The 18,509-nt window shown below is 72.0% G+C and carries 13 protein-coding genes; 2 read left to right on the top strand and 11 right to left on the bottom strand.

The genetic code is table 11. The annotated features are described in order from the left end of the window. The 7 genes from PPSIR1_RS45120 to PPSIR1_RS38735 form a co-directional block, all read right to left on the bottom strand. Positions 1–1,159, bottom strand: a 1,159-nt coding sequence (locus PPSIR1_RS45120) for a protein kinase family protein (protein ID WP_006976765.1), incomplete at its 3' end; no start/stop codon positions are given. A 420-nt stretch (positions 1,160–1,579) separates the two neighbouring features. Next, positions 1,580–1,741 (bottom strand): hypothetical protein, encoded by a 162-nt coding sequence (locus tag PPSIR1_RS48825; RefSeq protein ID WP_006976764.1) that lies wholly within the window; start codon positions 1,739–1,741, stop codon positions 1,580–1,582. Between the two features lie 88 nt (positions 1,742–1,829). Continuing rightward, positions 1,830–4,388, bottom strand: coding sequence for a RelA/SpoT family protein (locus PPSIR1_RS38760; protein ID WP_006976763.1), 2,559 nt, complete (start codon positions 4,386–4,388; stop codon positions 1,830–1,832). Then, entirely contained in the window at positions 4,385–5,029 is a 645-nt protein-coding gene (gmk, locus tag PPSIR1_RS38755; RefSeq protein ID WP_006976762.1) for a guanylate kinase, read from the bottom strand. The genes PPSIR1_RS38760 and gmk overlap by 4 nt, the downstream gene beginning before the upstream one ends. Then, positions 5,019–5,963: a YicC family protein gene (locus PPSIR1_RS38750; protein WP_157596427.1), complete on the bottom strand. Its 945-nt coding sequence runs from the start codon at positions 5,961–5,963 to the stop codon at positions 5,019–5,021. The genes gmk and PPSIR1_RS38750 overlap by 11 nt, the downstream gene beginning before the upstream one ends. A gap of 371 nt (positions 5,964–6,334) precedes the next feature. Next, positions 6,335–6,517, bottom strand: coding sequence for a hypothetical protein (locus PPSIR1_RS38740; protein WP_006976759.1), 183 nt, complete (start codon positions 6,515–6,517; stop codon positions 6,335–6,337). A gap of 258 nt (positions 6,518–6,775) precedes the next feature. Beyond that, the gene (locus PPSIR1_RS38735) at positions 6,776–8,572 is read right to left on the bottom strand and encodes an ABC transporter substrate-binding protein (RefSeq protein ID WP_006976758.1); all 1,797 of its coding nucleotides are present in this window, start codon (positions 8,570–8,572) and stop codon (positions 6,776–6,778) included. Between the two features lie 270 nt (positions 8,573–8,842). Here PPSIR1_RS38735 and PPSIR1_RS38730 point away from each other — a divergent pair, with 270 nt between their 5' ends. Beyond that, complete coding sequence (locus PPSIR1_RS38730) at positions 8,843–9,589, top strand: hypothetical protein (RefSeq protein WP_006976757.1); 747 nt, start codon at positions 8,843–8,845, stop codon at positions 9,587–9,589. Positions 9,590–9,668: 79 nt separating this feature from the next. Here PPSIR1_RS38730 and PPSIR1_RS38725 read toward each other — a convergent pair whose 3' ends face one another. The 4 genes from PPSIR1_RS38725 to PPSIR1_RS38710 form a co-directional block, all read right to left on the bottom strand. Then, entirely contained in the window at positions 9,669–12,062 is a 2,394-nt protein-coding gene (locus tag PPSIR1_RS38725; RefSeq protein ID WP_157596426.1) for a hypothetical protein, read from the bottom strand. Continuing rightward, a complete protein-coding gene (locus tag PPSIR1_RS45115) occupies positions 12,059–14,386 on the bottom strand; it encodes a Gldg family protein (RefSeq protein WP_006976755.1) in 2,328 nt (775 codons plus the stop codon). Before PPSIR1_RS45115 ends, PPSIR1_RS38725 begins: the two co-directional genes overlap by 4 nt. Continuing rightward, a complete protein-coding gene (locus PPSIR1_RS38715) occupies positions 14,383–15,432 on the bottom strand; it encodes an ABC transporter ATP-binding protein (RefSeq protein WP_006976754.1) in 1,050 nt (349 codons plus the stop codon). Before PPSIR1_RS38715 ends, PPSIR1_RS45115 begins: the two co-directional genes overlap by 4 nt. 93 nt (positions 15,433–15,525) lie before the next feature. Beyond that, positions 15,526–16,656, bottom strand: coding sequence for a HEAT repeat domain-containing protein (locus PPSIR1_RS38710; RefSeq protein WP_198154711.1), 1,131 nt, complete (start codon positions 16,654–16,656; stop codon positions 15,526–15,528). A gap of 230 nt (positions 16,657–16,886) precedes the next feature. Between PPSIR1_RS38710 and PPSIR1_RS38705 the strand changes: the two genes are divergently transcribed. Next, a partial coding sequence (locus tag PPSIR1_RS38705) for a hypothetical protein (RefSeq protein ID WP_006976752.1) occupies positions 16,887–18,509 on the top strand: 1,623 nt, incomplete at its 3' end.

Genomic DNA, 18,509 nt, shown 5'->3' with positions numbered 1-18,509 from the left:
CCCGGGTCGACGGCTTGGCGCCTCCGGCTGCGGGAGCGGGCGCGGCGGGCTTCGGCGCAGGCACGGGCGCCGCCGCGGCGGGTGCCGGGGACGGAGCGGGCGCTGCAGGCGCTGGCGCGGCGTCGGCGGCCCCCTCCTCCGCCTCCATGAACATGGTCCAGCCCCGCGTCGACGGCTTCGACCCGGCGGGAGCGGGCGCAGGCGCGGCAGGCTTCGGCGCAGGCACGGGGGCCACGGCAGGCTTCGGCGCCGCCGGTGCGGGCGAAGCCGGAACGGGCGCGTCCTGGGCGTCGTCTGCCTCCATGAACATGGTCCAACCCCGCGTCGACGGCTTGGCGCCGGCCGGCGCGGGCGCGGGCGCGGGCTTGGCGGGCGCCGCGGGTTTGGACGCCGCGAAAGCCGGCGCGGTGGGCTTGGGCGCAGCCACGGGAGCGGGCGCGGGTTTGGGGGCCGGCGCAGCGGGCTTGGGCGCGTCCTCCTGCGCAGCCTCCATGAACATGGTCCAGCCCCGCGTCGACGGCTTCGAGGCCGCCGGCGCGGCCGCCGGTGCTGCCGGAGCCGCCGAGCCGCCGATCTTCGCCAGATCGTTGAGGAACTGCTTGAGCATCATCGGACGCATGCGCGCGTCCTTGCTCAGGGCCCGCTTGAGCGCGCCCTCCTCCACAGCCGCCTCGCGGTTGGCGTGCAGATCGAGCTTCTCGGCGGGCGTCCCGGGGAACAGCGGCGCCCCAGACAGCAGCTCCTGGGCGATCGCGGCGAGGTTGTAGATGAGCGTGCGCTGATCGACGACCTTGCCGGCGACCTGCTCGGGCGCGATGCTGTCGATCGGGCCGAACGCGGGGCCCCCCTGGGGCTCTCCGACGGCGAAGCCCGTGACCTTGAAGCCCGCCGGGGTGCCGTAGACCATGTGCGCGCCGAGGTTGCGGTGCATGACGCCGACTTTTTGGGCGGCGAGCAGGGCCCGGCCGATGGCCCCCATGGCCTGCGAGACGTCTGGGCGGCTGAGCTGGCCCACGCCGGACAGGTTTTCCCCGCCGACGACCTCGGTGACCTCGTAGATCCCGCCGTCGTCGAGCTTGCCGCAGCCTTTGACCTTGGCGATCTCGGGCGCCGTCACGCCCTGGAGCTGGCGCAGCTCACGAAGGGAGCGCTCGCGCACGAGGGTCGAGGCAAAGCACGCACCGGCGTAGACGGTGAGGTGGACGTCTCCGCCCTGGGCGTCTTTTGCCGCATAAGTCGCCGCACCCGATCGCTCGCGAACCTTCGCGCCGATGGTGTAGCTATCGATCGTACTTCCAGGGGAGAGCTGAGGCGCAGCTGTCGTCATGATTGCTCCACCAACCGGCGGTACCGGCGGGTTGCGCGAGCAGACTACGCGTTCGCGGACCGGCGGATCAAGCGGATTACCGGCGCAGCCCAAACCAACGCAAAAACCCGCTCTAGCGGGTCTTCATGGCGATCTCATTGGTGGCTACGGGGCCAGGGTCAGGCCACGCCCGGGCTTTTGCCGTCACGCGAGGCCTCGGGCGCGGGCAGGCTGGACTCCCAGGCACCGGAGAGCAAGCCCGCGGCGGGCGGCCTACTCGGCCTTGGGCGCCGGCTTCCCGGGGTCGCCGCAAGCAGCGAAGAGCTCGTCGTAGGAAGCGGTGCTCTTCTTGGACTGGACCAGCTTGCGCTTGCGACCGGCCTTCTTGTGACGGAGGGTGCGCTTGCGACGGGTGATCTGCGTGAAGGAAGCCATCGTCCGAATCTTTCTTGGCCTCGCGGGCCGCGAGGGGTCGGACTGATAGCCGTGCTCCCCGTCCTTGTCAACCCTGACCCAGGCCTGCTCAGCCCTTGGTGGCCTTCGCCCCCTCGAACACGCGCTCGACGCTGGTCACGCCCGAAATCCCGCGCAGGTGCTCGAGCAGCGCTTCGAGGCGCGCGAGGCTGTCGACGGTGGCGTGGAAGGTGTTCAGCGCGGACTTCCCGTCGTCGTAGGCCCGGCAGTTGGCCTGCTTGATGTTCAGCTCGTGCTCCGAGAAGGCGCGGCTCATCTCGGCGAGGAGGCCCACGGTGTTGGCCGTGCGGACCCGCACGGTCACGGGCCGCTCCAGCAGCAGCGCGCTGCTCCAGCTCAGGAAGATCCGCTCGTGGATCGCCCGCTCGACGGCCACGGGGCAGCCCTCGACGTGGGTCTCGATGCCGCCGCGGCCCGGAACGCGGAAGCCGACGACGGGATCGCCAGGCAAGGGCGAGCAGCACGGCGCCAGCACGATGAGCCCAGACTCGAGGTTGGTCGCGCTGATCTGCAGGGGCTTGCCAGCCTCGCCCTCGCCGACCGACCGACCCGTCCGCTCCCCCTTGCGGCGGAAGGTCTTGCGCAGCAGCCGACCGAGCATGCTCTCGCTCGGCGAGGCCGACTCCGGATCGATGATCGCTACCACGTCGCCCAGGCGCAGCTCGTTGTCGCCGATGAGCTCGTAGAGGCGATCGACGCCGCGCTCGGGGGAGATGCCCAGGGGCTCGAGGCTCGAGCCGATGATGCCCAGGGCGACGAACTCGTCGAGGTCGCGGCCGCGCTGCTCGAGGCGCTGGCGCAGGAGCTGGCGCCCGGTCTCGATGGCCAGGCTGCGCCCGCGCTGACGCAGGTAGTGCTTGATCCGCGCCCGCGCCCGCGAGGTCTGGACCAGGCCCAGCCACTCCTCCCGGGGCTCGACCCGCGGGTCGGTGATGACCTCCACGGTGTCGCCCTGGCGCAGCTTGTAGCGCAGCGGCACGACCTGGCCGTTGACCCGGGCGCCCGCGGCCTGGAGGCCCAGATCGGTGTGCACGGCGAAGGCGAAGTCGATGGGCGTGGCCCCCTTGGCGAAGGTCTTGAGGTCGCCCTCGGGGGTGAACACGAACACCTGATCGGCGAACAGCTCGCGCTTGACGGCCTCGATGAACTCGGTCGGATCCTCGACCTGATCTTGCCAGCCCATCATCTCGCGCAGCCAGCCGAGCTCGCTGGCCTGGAGCCCGTGCTCGAGCTGCTCGAGCACGCCGCGCTCGGCCACGGCGTCCATGGCCTTCGAGCGGATCTCGACGTGCAAGCGCACGCCCGCGCGGTCGAGGACCTGGGTGTGCAGGCCCTGGTAGCGGTTCGCCCGGGGGATCGCCACGTAGTCGCGGATCTGCCCGGGGATGGGCTTGAAGTTGCCGTGCACGTGGCCGAGGGCGAGGTAGCAGGCCCCGCGGTCCTCGGTGATGACCTGGTAGGTCACCATGTCGCGCAGGGTCTCGATGTTCCGCCCGCGCTCGCGCTGGTCGTAGACCTCCTGGGGGGTCAGCACCGTGGCCCGGAAGCGGACCCCGCCGAAGGTCTCGCCGTCCCACACCGGCGGCGGGGCGATGAGCACGTGGAAGGGCTCGGCCTCCCCTCCCCCGCTCACCTGCGGCGCCGCCTCGCCGTCCTCCTCGCCCGCTCGAGAGCGGCCCTCGAAGGCGTCCTGGAGCAGCTCGATGCCGCGATCGATGTGCGTGGGGTCCTCGGTCAGCAGGCCGACCATCTCCTTGCGGATGGTCTGGGCGGCGACGGGCTCGAGGTAGCGAAAGGACAGATCGGCGAGCTCGCGGCGCAGCCAGTCGACGCCGAGCAGGCGCGCGAGCGGGGCGTAGATGTCGGCCGTCTCCCGGGCGATGCGCCGCTGCTTGTTGGCCGGCATCGCCTCGAGGGTGCGCATGTTGTCGAGGCGGTCGCAGAGCTTGACCAGCAGCACGCGGATGTCCCGGCTCATGGCCACGAGCATCTTGCGGAAGCTCTCGGCCTGGTTCTCCCGCCGCGACAGGTAGGGCACCTTGCCCAGCTTGGTCACGCCGTCGACGAGCAGGGCGACCTCGCGGCCGAAGCCCTCCTCGAGCTCGAGCACGGTCAGCTCCGAGTCCTCGACGGTGTCATGGAGGATGCCGGCGACCACCGAGGGCACGTCGAGGCCCATGCCCGCGAGGGTCCGAGACACGCGCAGGGGGTGGACCAGGTAGGGGTCGCCGCTCTTGCGCATCTGGCCCTCGTGGCAGCTCAGGGCCAGGTCGAAGGCCTCGCGCACGGGCGCCAGGGCGTCTTCGCCGAGGCGCCGGCGGACCTCCTCGATGAGCAGCTCGAACTCCCGGAGCAGGAGCACGTTGGCGACCTCGGCCCCGACGTGGGGGTCCTCCGCGGCCTCCGGGCTCGACGGGGAGGCCGACGGGGCCGCGTCCGCCTCGGCGTCGAGGGGCACCGGCTCGCCCTCGGGGTTGTTGGGATCGAAGCTCCAGTTGGGCTGGCTCTCGAGCTCGACCCGGGCGACGTCGAGGACGTCCCGCTGGCTCAGGCGGGTGCCCGAGCGCGAGGCCTCGACGAGGGCGGGCTTGCGAGCGTTGCGGCTCACCAGGGAAGCGCCTCCTGGCCCTCGAGCAGCGCGCGCGCGCGGTGGGCCAGCCGCGGGCGCTGGTGCAGCGCCGCGACGTAGATCGCCCGGAGGGCGTCGTAGGCCGTGTCGAGGTCGTCGTTCACGATCAGGTAATCATACTCATCGTAGTGGGCCATCTCCGAGCGGGCCACCTTGAGGCGCCGCGCGATCACCTCATCGGCGTCCGTCGCCCGCCGGCGCAGACGCTGCTCCAGCTCGCGCAGGGAGGGCGGGAGGATGAACACCAGCACGACCGAGTCCGGGAAGCGCTGCCGCAGCTGACGCCCCCCCTGAAAGTCGATGTCGAACAGCAGATCGCGGCCGGCCGCGAGGGCGTCCCCGACCTGCCGCGCCGCGGTCCCGTACATGTTGCCGTGGACCAGGGCGTACTCGGCGAACTCGTCGTCCGCGGCCATCTCCTGGAAGCGGTCCTTGGTGACGAAGTGGTAGTGCACCCCGTCCTCCTCCCCGGGGCGGGGGGGCCGGGTGGTGTAGCTGACGGAGAAGCCAATGCTCGGGAACTCGGCCCGCAGCTTGGTGCACAGCGTGGTCTTGCCCGCGCCCGAGGGCGAGCTGACGATCAGCAGGGTTCCGGTACCGCGCGGGGCTTCACTCGACATTCTGAATCTGCTCGCGGAGGCGCTCGATGGTCCGCTTGGCGGCGATCACCAGGGCGCTGCCGCGGTGGCTGGTGATCTTGCTTCCGATGGTGGTGACCTCGCGGAGCAGCTCCTGCCCCAGGAAGTCGAGAGTCTTGCCCTGGCCGACGCTGGCCTCGGCCGCGAGCACGCCGCGGGCCTGCTCGAGGTGGCTGGCGATGCGCGCGAGCTCCTCGCTGACGTCGCCGCGCTGGATCAGCACCGCGACCTCGGCGGCCACGCGCTCGCCGTCGATGGCTTCGGCGGCCACGTCCGCGCCGCCGAGGAGCTCCGCCAGGCGCTCGCGGTGCTGGATCATCAGCCGCTCGCCCTCTCCTTCCAGGCTCTCGCGCAGGCCGGCGACCTGGGCCTCGAGCTCGTCGTAGAGCCGGCCGAGCTCCGCGGTCAAGGCGGCGCCCTCGCGCTCGCGCATGGCCGTGAGCCCGGCGAGGGCCTCGTCGACGACGGCGGTCAGGAACTCCGGCGGCGTCGGGGCCTCGGCGGCGCCGCTGTTGCGGGCCGAGGCGCTCACGAACTTGAGCAGGTCCAGGGTCGTCGGCGGGCTCAGGGCCACGCCGGCGTCCCGGCCCTTGGCCTCGAGCGCCGCGAGCCCGGCGAGCACCTGGGACACGCGCTCGCCCTCGATGCCCCCCTCGACGCCGAGGGCGGCCAGCGGGTCGGCGGCCTCGTCGAAGCTCCCGCCCTCGAGGCGCACGGCGAGGTCGACCCGACCCCGGCCCAGGCGCGCCTCGAGCTGCTTGCGCAGCCCGTGCTCGACCCCGACGTTGAAGGGCTGACGGATCTTGACCTCGAGGTAGCGCGAGTTGACCGAGCGCAGCTCCACGCGGAGCCGGGCACCCCGCTCCGCCCCCCCTCGGTCGGCCAGGCCAAAGCCGGTCATGCTCCGCAACGGCACCCACGAGTCCTATCTGGTTTTCGACCCCGCACGCAACGACGCCGGCCAAGTGGCCGCGAGGGACCCCTCGTCGGCCTTCGTGCCTGGGTTGGCGGCCCGCGTGGGGGCCACGCGCGGGCGTCAGCCGACGAGCGCGGCGAAAGCCTGGAGCATGGCAGACCAATGCACCATCGAGGCCTTGCGTGCATCGACGGGCTGACCGTCGAGCCAGGACATCAAAAAGCCGGCTCGCGTCTCAGCGCGGCCGGCTCTTCGTGTCGAGAGGTCTCCACCGCGGGCTCGGCAGAAAACACCATCGATCGGCTAGTCCAGGGGGATCGGAGGGCGTAGCCCGACGGCCTGGGAGGGCCTGCGAAGGCCCTCCATCAAGCCTAATACAGACCAGTGTTGAAGCGCTCGAGGGCCTGCTCGACCTCGTACTCGGCGTCGTACTTGGCGAGCATGCGCGCGATCGCGTCGCTGTAGGGCTCGGTGGTCTCGGGCTGCGAGAGCTCGCTCGCAGCGTCTTCGAAGGTGGGAGCCAAGAGGGTGAACATGAGGATGACGCTGGACATGATGGGATACCTCGCTGGGGTGCCACCGCCGGGGTCCATCGGGGTGGGTTTGGGGGGTCGCATGTGCGCCCCGTCGCTGCCCTCCGCTTGTACGAGGACCCAGGCACGCCCGAAAGAAAACGGCAACTTTCGGGGCCTCAGGGACTGTGAATATTCACAGTCCCTGTCCGTTTTAGCCGTCGCGGACGACGCCACGCCCTCCCTGCCCCACGTCCGCGACTCGCCCACGAATTCACCAGTTGTTCAGGGTAGCCGCGTTCAGCCTGCGTCGCCGTTCAGGGCCGACCGCTCCGCGCCCCAGTCGATGTCGCCGGGGGTCAGCGAGAGGGTCGTCAGGCGCGGCATGTCGTCGACGAACTCGACCCCCTGCAGGCGCCGCGACGCGAGCACGACGTGGGTCGGGGCGTAGAGCACGGACACCACCCGCAGCTCGGCGAGGCGCTGGGCGACCCGGGCCTTGGCGGCGTCCCGGGCCGCGCGGTCGGGGGCCCCGCGGTAGTCGCTCAGGGCCGCGTCGAGGAGCTCGTCGTCGACGCGGGAGTAGTTGATGGCCCCGCGCGAGTGGAACAGGTGGTAGAGGTCCTCGTCGCTGTGGCCGCCCAGGTGGACCATGGCGACGCGGAAGTCCCCCTTTTGGATCACCGAGAGGAGGAAGCGCCACGAGGTCGTCGACTGCGGCGCGGCGACCCCGACGCTCCGCCAGGCCTCGCGGATGAGCTCGGCCGTCTGGCCCGCGCGGCCCTCGGTCCCGTCCCAGGCGAGGATGAAGCGCAGCGGACCGCCCGGTCGGCGGCGCAGCCCCTGGGCCTCGACGGGCCACTCGAGGGCGTCGAGGGCCATGGACGCCCCGACCTGGGCGCGCGCGTCGGCCTCGAAGTCGGGCAGCGGGAGCAGGCCGCCGCGCACGGGCTCGCCGGCCTTGATGTCGGCGAGGGCGTCGAGGTCGATGGCCACGGGCGCGTGCAGATCGACGGGCGCGTCCACGCCCAGCCCCGGGCTCTGGTGGACGTCCCGGGTGATCGCCGACAGCGGCAGGGCGTCGTGCAGGGCCTGGCGCAGGCCCGAGTCCGCCGACAGCCCCTTGCCCAGGTTCCACAGCAGCATGTCGTACTGTGCCGGGCTCACCACCCAGCCGCGGAAGCGGCCCGCCATGCCCGGCTTGCCGAGCTCGACGGGCACGTGGATGGGGCGACCTCGGCGAGGAAGTGGACCTCCCCGCGGCGCAGGCCGTGAGCGCGTCGGCGCCGTCGCTGACCGCTCGAAAGGCGATGGTCCCCGGGGCCGGCACGCGCTCGGACTCGGGCCCTCGCGGTAGCCCTCGAAGCGCTCGAGCACGATGCGCTCGCCGTCCATGGACTCGAGGCGCATGGGGCCGGTGCCGATGGGCTGCTGGGAGAAGCGGGTCGAGCGTCCGCGGTGCGCCGCCTTGGGCACGATCTTGATCGCGGTCAGGGCCTCGAGGGCCAGGGGCTCGCGCTTGTCGAAGCCCAGGCGGATCCACCGACCGGGATCCCGCTCGCGGCCGGGGGCGCCCCGGGGGCCGTCGACGATCTCCACGCGATCGAGGGTCGCCAGGCCGCTGCGCTCGCGCAGCCAGCTGCGCTGGGGCAGGACCCACAGGCGCACGGAGTACTCGACGTCCTCCATGGTCACCTCGCTGCCGTCGTGGAAGCGGATCCCCTCGGGGATGTGGCAGGTCACCGAGGCCACGGCGTACTCGCGGTCGACCTCGCAGCGGTCGGCCAGGCCCGGCTCGACCCAGGGGTAGCGGTCCCCCCCCCGGCGGACCAGGCCCTCGAAGAGCAGGTCGTCGCCGATGCGCTCGGCCCACGGCTCGAGGTCGTCGTGGGGGTCGAACTTGCGGGGCAGCTGCGGCAGGGCCAGGACCACGGCCTCGTTGAGCGCGGGATCCGCTGCTTGGGCCGCGGCCCGCTCGACGCCCTCGGGATCGTCTTTGCCTGCGCTCTCCTCGACCTCGCCGGCCGCCTCGGCCGCCTCGCCGGGCTCCGATCCGCAGCCCGCGGCCGCCCAGGCGAGGGCCGCCGAGATCCCCAAAGACCGCGCCCAGACCCGCCCCAGACCACGCCAGGGGCGAAACCCGCGCTGCGCGCTCGGGCCCCGGGGTCGCTGCGCTCGACGCATCATCGCCACCTTGTTCGATGATGCGACGGGTCCCGTCAAGCCGGCGTGGGGGCTGACCCAAACTCCGGGATGAGGACTAGGCATGGACTTTTCGCTCCAGGCCGTGATAAACGACGCAACGCGGAAAGTCCGCCAGTGCTCCCGACGCCTTTATCGGCGCGTCGTCCCGGAGGCCACTCTTCGATGAAGCTGATCAACACCTTCGCCCCGCTCGCCCTCACCTGCTGCGTCGCGCTGCCGCTGGTCCTCGCCGGCTGCACCAAGAAGCAGGAGCAACCCGCCCAGGAGGAAGAGGTCATCCCCGACGTCCAGGTCGAGCTGCCCCCCTCCCCCAACTTCGAGGAGGCCAAGGCGCCGCTCCAGTACGAGGACGACGCCGACAAGCCGTTCTCGATCTTCGGTCTGCGCAAGGACATCGACGAGAACCTCAAGAAGGGCGAGGCCGGCGAGACCACCATCGTCAAGGGCTGGGTCCAGGAGATCTACGTGCCCCCAGAGTGCCCCGAGGGCGAGCTGTGCCCCCCCGGCAAGCAGCCCCACTTTTGGATCACCGACTCCGCCGACAGCAAGGGCAAGAAGCGGGCGATGATGGTCGTCAACTACTACTTCCCCATCCCCGAGTGGGACACGGACACGCAGAAGCTGTGGGAGGAAGAGCCCCTCGTCGTCATCGAGGTCGGCAAGGAGTACACCATCAAGGGCAAGTTCAAGCGCTTCTCCGACACCGGCTTCGCCCACGACAACGGCCTGCTGGAGTTCCACTCCTACAAGGCCAAGGACGAGGAGACCGGCGAGGTCAAGTGGGTCGCGCCGCCCAACTCGGACTGGCACCCCAAGATGATCGCCATGACCGAGGAGCAAAACCGCGAGATGCAAGAGCGGATGCAAAAAGAGGCCGAGGCGCTCAAGAAGAAGAAAGAGGGCGGCTGAGGCCGAGCCCCCAGCTTCGACTCCGAAAGAGGCAGCGCTGCGACGCTGCCTCTTTTCTTTGGTTGGGCTGGCTCGCCCGTCAGAGCTCGACGGCGCCCGGGTCGAAGTCGCCGTCCTCGGGGCCCGTCTCCCCGCCCTCGGCCGTCTCCTCGTCGTCCGTGGCCTCAGCCTCGGCGTAGTACCAGTCCGAGCCCTGGATGCGGACCCAGCCCTCGCCCACGTCGACGCGCAGGTCCACGCCGGTGTCGCGGCGGATGTCGAGGACCCAGGCGCTCGGCGTGGGCGGCTCGCCCGAGCGGATGCCCGCCGAGCGCCAGTCGAGCCACGCGGCCAGGCGCGCCTCGATGGCCGGATCTGCGATCGCGCCCCCGTCGTCCCGGACGAAGCGCTCGCGCTGCCGATCGCGGCGCAGGAAGGTGCCCTGGCTGTCCCCTGTCTGGCGCAGCTCGAAGCTGCGGGCGCGCTCGAGCCAAAAGCGCAGCGGATCGACGAACAGCAGGTCGCCGGCGAGGGCCTCGCACTGCGAGCGGGGGATCAGGGCCCGGCGGTGGCCCGGGACCGCGACCTCGCAGTTGGGGTAGAGCTCGGCCTCGACCACGCGCTCGCTGCCCTGGACGGGCAAGATCGTGGCGACGACGCGGCGCAGGGGCTCCTCGGCGCTCGCCGACTCGGCGTCGACCCAGCGCTCGGCCCGGAGCTGGCTCAGGCCCCACAGCAGGGTCTCGACGCGGACCTCGTCGATGGCCCCGGCGTCGTCGGCGTGCAGCGGCGCGGTCAGGGACCACGCGCCGACGTCCAGGCGGGCGCTCTGGCGCACCGTGGTCGAGCCCGGGCCGCCGGGCAGGACCTCGACGGCCCGGGCCTCGCCGGTGGTGAACTCGACGAGGCGGCGCTCGGCGAAGGTCTCGGCCTCGAAGCGAAGGTCCGGGGGGAGCTCGCTGAGCACCCGGAGCACGGGGCCGTCGTCGCGGACGCACAGCACCGGCTCGCTCTGGGTGTGGCAGCTGATGTGCAGGGTCTCGTTGGTGTCGGCGTGCACGACGAGCTCGAGGTCGGCCTCGAAGGCGACGCCCTCGAAGGCTCCGACCCCCGAGGGCCCTTCGCCCGACTCGGGGTTCTTTGCCTCGGGGTCCTCGCCGCCCACGTCGGGGCGGCCGGGCGCCCCCTCGCCCTCGACGTCGCCAGCGCCCTCGTCCGGGGGCTCGCCGGCGCTCAGCAGCGCGACCTCCACCCGCGACAGCCCGGCGTACCAGCGCCGGACCTCGTCGTCGGACACGGCCTCGACCCGCCCGCCCTGGCTCAGCGACCAGCTCCCGGCCCGCCGAATCAACGAGCGCCGGGCCGGCTCGCCCAGGTCGATCTGCACGATGCGCCCGTAGCGGTGCGGCACCAGGCGCGACTCGACCATGCCCGCGCGCGGGTCGTGGAGCGGCCAGGGCTCGAGCTCTTCCGCCGGCAGGCAGCCGACCAGGCCCGCGCCGCGATCGACCACCCGGCGCTCGGGGTGATCGGGGCACTCGCCGCCGACCAGCAAGGTCCGGGCGCCGCGGTCGAAGGTGGTCAGCGACAGCCACGGGCGCACGGACTCGGGCTGGATGGCGTCGCGCGGGAGCAGCGGATCGAGCTGGGCCCGGAGCAGGCGCTTGAGCCGGAAGTCCACGGCCTCGTTGGACAAAAGCGCCGGAGCAGCGCCGCTGCGCACCCGCCAAAAGCCGTCGTCGCCCAGGCCGATGCCGACCTCCTCGCCGCCAGCCCAGACCAGGGCCGTGACCGAGCTGGGCTCGAGGTCGACGAGGCCCTTGGACAGCCACTTCTCGGCGGACTGCTCGACGAGCCAGGCGACGTTGTCCTCGACCACCAGGGGCCCGCCGTCGTCGAGGGCCGCGTACACGCCCCCGTTGGGCACGACGTCGCCCAGGGCCAGGGTGAAGCTCGCGTCGGGCAGGCTGACCCGCACGACGCCGCGCTGGCCGATGTGCCGGGACGCGTCGCCCCCGCTCGCGTCGCCCTCGGCCCCGCCCCCCTTGTCCTTGCCGAGGGCCTTGCGCACCCGCCCAGGCTCGCGCAGCACCGTGGCCATGCGCAGCGAGGACCACAGCGCCTCGAACTCGTCGGCGTTGGCCGGGCCGAGCAGCTCGTCGCCGCGCATGACCTGGTGGCCCTCGGGGCTGGGCACCAGGCGCACCGGCGGCCGATCGGGGCCCTGCAGCTCGACCGTGGCCCGGCTCGGGTCGGCGTCGACGAGGGTCGGGAACAGCCGCCGCGCCCCGGTCTTGGACGAGACGATCACCTGGCTGTTGTCTGGATCTTCGAAGGGATCGAACCAGGTGAGGCCCACGCACACCAGCGCCAGCGCCAGCGTCACGAAGGTCCCCGGCCGCGGCTTGAGGTGGACCCGGCCGCGCTCGATGGCGGCGTTGACCGCCGTCGAGGGGCGCCGCTCGACGGTCTGCGGGGCGTCGGCGTCGCTCATGTCCGCCGCCTCCACAGCACGAGCAGGCCCACGGCGATGGCGAAGCCCGGGAGCCCGAGCAGGCACACCAAGGTCATGCGCCGGAGCTGCTCGGGGTGCAGGACCAGCTTGACGTGCTCCCGGTCGCGCGGGCGAATGCCGAGCAGCACCTCCCGCTGGGTCAGCCAGCCGATCAGGTTCAGGATCAGGTCGCGCCCCCGGGAGTAGGCCACGTCCTCGCGCAGCCAGGCGTTGAGGGCGATCTCGTCGGAGCCGACCACGACCAGGCGCGAGGCCCCGCGCTCGGCGGCTGCGATCACCGGCACGGGCCCGCGACGATCGACCTCCTCGTCGTAGCCGACCATGCCCCCGACCTGCAGGGCCTCGATGCCCGCCTCGGCCCAGCCCCGCTCGGTGGTCGAGAGCAGCACCTGTGCGCCCGCCCCTGCCCCCGAGTCGACCCGCAGCTCGCGGACGTGGAACAGCGCCAGGGGCTGGTGGACCAGGCTGCGCACCGCCGGGTGATCGGCCCAGCCGGTGTTGAGCGTGAACGCCGTCATGTCCGAGGCACCGGGCACCGGCGTGGTGTCGACGACCACGCGATCGCCCAGGTAGATGCCGTAGCTGGCGGTCAGCGGCTCGAGGCCGTGGGGCGCGAGGGCGGGCTTGCCCCGGGCGAACACGGCCCCGGTCATCAGCAGCAGGTCCCCGCCGCGCTCGGCGAAGCGCTCGATGGCCGCGACGTGGGTGGCCGGGAGCGCGCCGCTGGGGCCGGCGACGAGCAGCAGGTCGCAGTCGTCGAGGCCCCGCTCGTCGTCGAGATCGGCCGCCTTGGTGTCGAGGTTGGCCTCGCGCAGCAGGTCGCGGAGGTGGGCGTAGCCGTTGAAGGGCTCGAGGTCGTCGAACGCCGGCTCGCCGTGGCCGCGGGTGTAGCAGACCGTCAGCTTGACCGGCTCGGACACCTCGAGGAACTTGGCCAGCAGCGCCTCCTCGCCGCGGAAGGACTTGACCCGCGGGCCGTTGGCCTGGACCTCCGGGCCCGTGGCGTAGGTGACCAGGTCCGAGGGCAGCAGGTGGGCGCGCCGCAGCTTGCTCCCCTGCCCCGCGCGGATCAGCACGACGCCGTCGGGGAGGTCCCGGGCGCTGAGCCCAAAGTCGTCGATGAGCCGCTCGGCCTCCTGGCGGTCGACGTCGGGGTCGACGAGGTTGACGCGCAGGTTCGGAGCCACCGCCGCCATCCGCATCAACACCTCGCGCAGCTCCCCGCGGATCGGGTTGGGCCGCCCGTTGCCGATCGTGGTCGGCGCCAGCACGGTCACGTCGATGGGCTCGGCGAGCTGCTCGAGCACGCTCTGGGCCCGCTCGGACAGGGTGTAGACCTGCCCGCGCGTCCAGTCTCCGCGCTCCGCGTGGCGCCCCCCGAGGACCGCGAGGTGCCCGGCCGCGACCACCAAGAGCGCCGCCTGGGCCACGCTCTGCCAGTCCCGCCGCGGGTTGACCGCGACCACGGCGATGGCCAGCGAGGCGACCACCACGCCGCCGTGCAGCCACAGCCAGTGCCCGTCGACGATGCCCTGGGCCAGCTCCTGCATCATCGACAGCAGCGACATCCAGCCGAGGATCTTGGCCAGCCAGACCTCGACCTGGTCGGTCAGCAAGCCGGCGAGCAGCACGATCGTGCAGGTCACGAAGGTGCCGATGGCCGCGGCGAGCTGGCTGCGGGAAAACGCAGAGAACAGCAGGCCGATGGCCAGAAAGCTCGCCCCGCACAGGAAGGTGCCCAGGTAGCCCGAGGCGATGGGGCCCACGTCCGGGGCCATCACCGGGCCCGACGCCCCGCGCAAGAGCAGGTAAAAGGCGCCCGTCGGCAGCCACAGGGCGACGTAGAACACCAGCGCGCCCAGGTACTTGCCGATCACCACCTGCGAGGGGCTCAGCGGCGCGGTCAGCAGGGCCTCGAGGGTCCCCGAGCGCCGCTCTTCGGCGATCAAGCGCATGCTGATCGCCGAGCAGATGAAGATGACCGGGAGCCAGAAGATGAAGATGCTCCCGCCGAAGTAGAACTGCATCACCGGGCCGCGGGCGGCCAGCGGGTCGTTGAGCACCTTGAGCAGGACCGAGAAGTTCCAGCCCTGGTTGAGCAGGAACAAGGTCCCGACCAGGTAGGCCAAGGGCGTGACGAAGAGCGAGAGCAGCTCCCGGCGGGCGAGGGACAGGGTGCCCGTGAGCCAGTGCCGGAGGGCCCGGGCGACCAGGGCGAGCAGACCCACCTTGGCCGGAGCTGGGGTCGACTCGGGGGCCGACTCAGCCTTGGGCTTGGGCTCGGGCTCGGGTTTCTCGCTCACGACCGCCCCCCCTTCGCACGTTCCGGCGCCTCGCGAAAGCCCGTGACCACGGCGAAGCGCTCCTCGAGGCGCCGGCGCCCGGGCTCGAGGCGGACCAGCGGCAAGCCGGCGGCCAGGCTCTCGGCGCCGATCGCCGCCGCGAGCTCGTCGAGAGCCACGGGGCCGCTGACCACGGTGGCTTGGACCCGATCCCCGACCACGCTCAGCTCGACCTCGAGGGGACCGGCGGCGTCGAAGCGCGACCAGGCCTGCTCGAGGCAAGCCTGGACCGCCGCGCCACGGATGGCGTCCCCCTCGCCTCCGCCCCCGCTGCTGGGCCGGCCCCACTCGATGCTCAGGGTGTCACTGGCCAGCGCCGCGCTCACCGTCTCGTCGGCGACCACCGCCCCGCGGGACAGGATGATGATGCGATCGCACAGCGCCTCGACCTCGGCGAGGATGTGCGAGGAGAAGATCAGCGTCTGGGCGCCGCCGAGGTTCTTGAGCATGGTCCGGATGCCCTGAACCTGGTTGGGGTCGAGGCCCACGGTCGGCTCGTCGAGGACGACCAGAGGCGGCGATCCGAGCAGCGCGTCCGCGATGCCCACGCGCTGGCGGTACCCCCGGCTGAGCCGCCCGATCGGCGTTTCGAGCATGTCTTCGAGGCCCGCCAGGCCGGCGACGCGCTCGACCTCGGCCCGCCGCGCGCGTCGACGCACCCGCTTGACCGCGGCCCGAAACTCGAGGTGCTCGCGCACCCGCAGCTCCTGGTAGAGCGGCACCTGCTCGGGCAGGTAGCCGACCTGCTCGCGCACGGCCAGGGACTGGGTCGCGACGTCCAGGCCGGCGACCCGAACCTTGGTCCCGCGGCGGCGCGGCACCGGCAGGTAGCCGCACGCGATCCGCATCATCGTGGACTTGCCCGCGCCGTTGGGCCCGAGCAGACCCAGGCGCTCGCCAGGTCGCACGCGAAAGGCGACCTCGCGCAGGGCCGGATCTTCGGCGCCAGGGTAGTGAAAGGTCAGGCCTTCGACCTCGACGGAGGCGGGTGCACGGGCGTCGCTCATGCGCGGGGCAGGTGTACCGCGAAGCGGCGCTACCCCCAACGCCCCGCGCTCGACTCTGAGCGCTGCAACCCCGCGGGAGGCGCGGGCGCCCCCTCACCCAGCTTTTGGATCGGCTCCAGGCTTCGACTCGGGCTTCGAATCTGGCTTCGAATCTGGCTTCGACTCGGGCTTCGCCTCAGGGCCGCTCTCCCCTGCCGCATCCCCGGCAGGCTGTTCAGCAGCCTCCTCGCCCGCGTCTGCGCCAGGCTCCCCGGCAGCCTCCTCGGCCGCCTCGGCCGCGAGCTCCTTCTCCCGAGCCGTGACCGCGTCCTGAATGTCCTTGGGCACGGCCCCGGGCGTGGTGTCCACGGGATCCCGCTCGATCTCCGAGATCGCCCACTCGAGCGCCTCCTTGACATCCGCGTCCTGCTCCGTGGCGACGTGCTTGGTCAGGAATTCCTTGTAGCCGACGAGCCGCTGCTCCCCCATGACCGCGGCCAGGTTGGCGCGCACGATCGCCTCGGGGTCGGACTCGAAGGCGTACATGAGCGCGAGCGCGGTGCCGTTGTCGGCCGCCGGCGCGAGGGCCTCGGCGCAGGCCGCCCGGTGCTCCGGATCCTTGACGTAGGCCCCCTCCAGCTTGGCCGTGAGGCCCTCGAGCAGCCCGTGACGGCGCAGCTCGTAGGCCGCGTAGGCGTTGGGCGCCTCGTCCATCTTCCCGGCCTTGATGTACATCTCGCCGAGCAGCAGCCAGCCGGTCAGGTCGTCCGGGGCCAGCTCGACGACGGCGAGCTGCTCGGTGATCGCCTCGTCCCAGCGCTCGAGATCGGCGAGGGTGAAGGCGAGCACCGCGTGGGTGCTGGGGTCGTCGGGGACGAGCTCCTTGGCCTGGCGGTAAAATGACAGCGCCGCCCGGCGATCGCCCTTTTCGTCGTGGAGCGAGCCGAGCAGCAAGCTCGCGTTGGCGCGCAGGTGGGCGTCCTCGGCCTCGTTGGCCACGCGCTGCAGATCGCCGGAGATCTTCGTGAAGCTCTCCGGCGTCAGGGCCCCCTCTCGCTCCAGACGCGACTTGACGCCGAGGTAGAGGGCCTCCGCCTCCTCCATGGTCAGGGGCGCGGGCTTGGCCTCGGCCGGATCGGTGGTCCCCGCGTCGGCCGCTTTGGTTTTTGCCCCAGCGGAGTCGGCGGTTCCTGCGCTAGCTTGGGGATCGCCCGGGCTGGATGGGCAGCCCGTGGACAGCCCCACGAACGAGAACAGACAGACCAGGGAAAGGGACAACGAGCGCGGGCGTGGCATGGCGGTTCAGGCGAGCTTGCAGACAGGGCCGACCCGCGAAGGTTGCCATAAGCGCCGAGAATTGGTGTACTTTTGCTTCGGTGGGTTTCAGAGGATTCGCGCGCCTTGGCTTCGCGACACTCGCATGTGTCGGCGCCTTCGCGTGCGCGGCCGACCCCCAAGCCTGCGGCGAGCTCGACATGAGCGAAGCCTCGTGGCGCAGCGACCTCGACGCGCACAAAGGATCGCGGACGCTGCTCGTCGCCAGCGCGGGCAGTGAGGCGCACATCGTCCGCGAGTGCCCGCCCGGGAGCTGCAACGTCGGCGAGCTGCAGGTCGAGCGCCTCACCCTCGAGGCGCCCCCCAACCAGATCCTGCTCACCGGTTCCGGGCGCTGGCTCACCTACCGCCTCGGCTCGCAGATCATCAGCCGGGATCTCGACGCGGCCGACAGCCACGCGGCCAACGTCATCGGTGGTCCGGGCGCGGTCGACCAGCTCATCGGCGCGCTCCGGGGCGGCGACTGGATCATCTACCGCAGCTGGGGCGGCCTCGGCATGCCCGGCGAGAACGACGACGAGGACGGGGAGAGCACCCCGCCCGCCCGCGAGAGCGAGCTGTGGGCCTGGTACGCGGGCGAGCTGCCCCCCGAGCAGAGCGAGCGCCCCCACTTCCGCATCGGCGGCGACCTCAAGCTCAGCGTCGCGGCCATCGGCTACCGCCACATCGTCGCCCGGCGCCTGCTCGACGGCGAGCGCGAGGAGCTCTACCTGGTCCGCATCGCCGGCGCCAAGCAGACCGACTTCGCCGTCGGCGACCGAGCCAACGGCGAGCCCGTGCTCCTGGCCCAGCGCGACCAGAGCTTCAGCCGCGTGGTGCTCACCGACGGCCCCTCCCCCGCCCAGCGCGGCGAGCTAGACACCTGGCCCGAGCTGCCCACGGACGTCGAGGTCGTCGCGACCGTCGGCGATCCTGGCAAGAGCCGCGCCGACCTCAGCACCCTGGTCTTCGACGTCGCCCGGGCCGAGGTGCTCAGCGAGTTCCCCGGGGCCGTCTACACCTCCCGCGTCCCCCTGGACAACGTCGCCGGCCTCGACCCCGTGTCGCCCAACCGGCGCCTGCTCAGCTACGTCACCCGCCGGGGCTCGCTGGCCATCCACGACCTCGAGCTCCACTCCGAGTGCACGCTGCGCTCGTCTGGCGCGGGGGTCGAGCACGCCGTCAGCGGCTTCAGCCGCGCGGGCAGCCTGTACTTCGAGGCCGTCAGCTCCGGCCGCGACGACGACGCGCGCTCCCACGATCGCGTGCAGGTCCTCGACCTCGATCTGGGCACGCTCGAGACCCTCGGCGAGGGCTTCCCCAACGACGCGCGCCTCAAGGCCGTGCCGAGCGAGCGCTACGTCGACGAAGACGGCTACGAGCACCCCTGGGCCGTGATCGTCAACGACAAGAACTACTACGCCGTCAGCGAGGGCGACTACTCGAACGAGCGCCTCTACGAGACCGCCTCCTTCCTGCCCCGCTCCGACGAGACCCTGTGGGTCGTCGAGGGCCGCGAGGACGTGGACGACGGCAACTCCAACCCGCACCGCCTCGAGCTCCACCGCGTCCAGCCCTTCGGCGGCGCGAACGGCCTCGACTTCGACGGTGAGGCCGACCCCGTCCAGAACATGCGGGACCCCGAGCCCTTCGACCTGGGCTTCCCGAACAGCTCCAAGGTCTGCGTCAGCGTCTCGCAATCGCGGAGCTGGACGACCCCCTGGGCGCACTCGTGCTCGACCTCCGACCGCCCGACGCTGTTCGTCAAGAACGGGGTCCCGGCC

This window comes from Plesiocystis pacifica SIR-1 (genome assembly GCF_000170895.1).
Taxonomy (GTDB): Bacteria; Myxococcota_A; Polyangia; order Nannocystales; family Nannocystaceae; genus Plesiocystis; species Plesiocystis pacifica.
The sequence above is the reverse complement of the archived record's forward strand: the minus strand, read 5'-3'. Positions and strand labels throughout refer to the sequence as shown.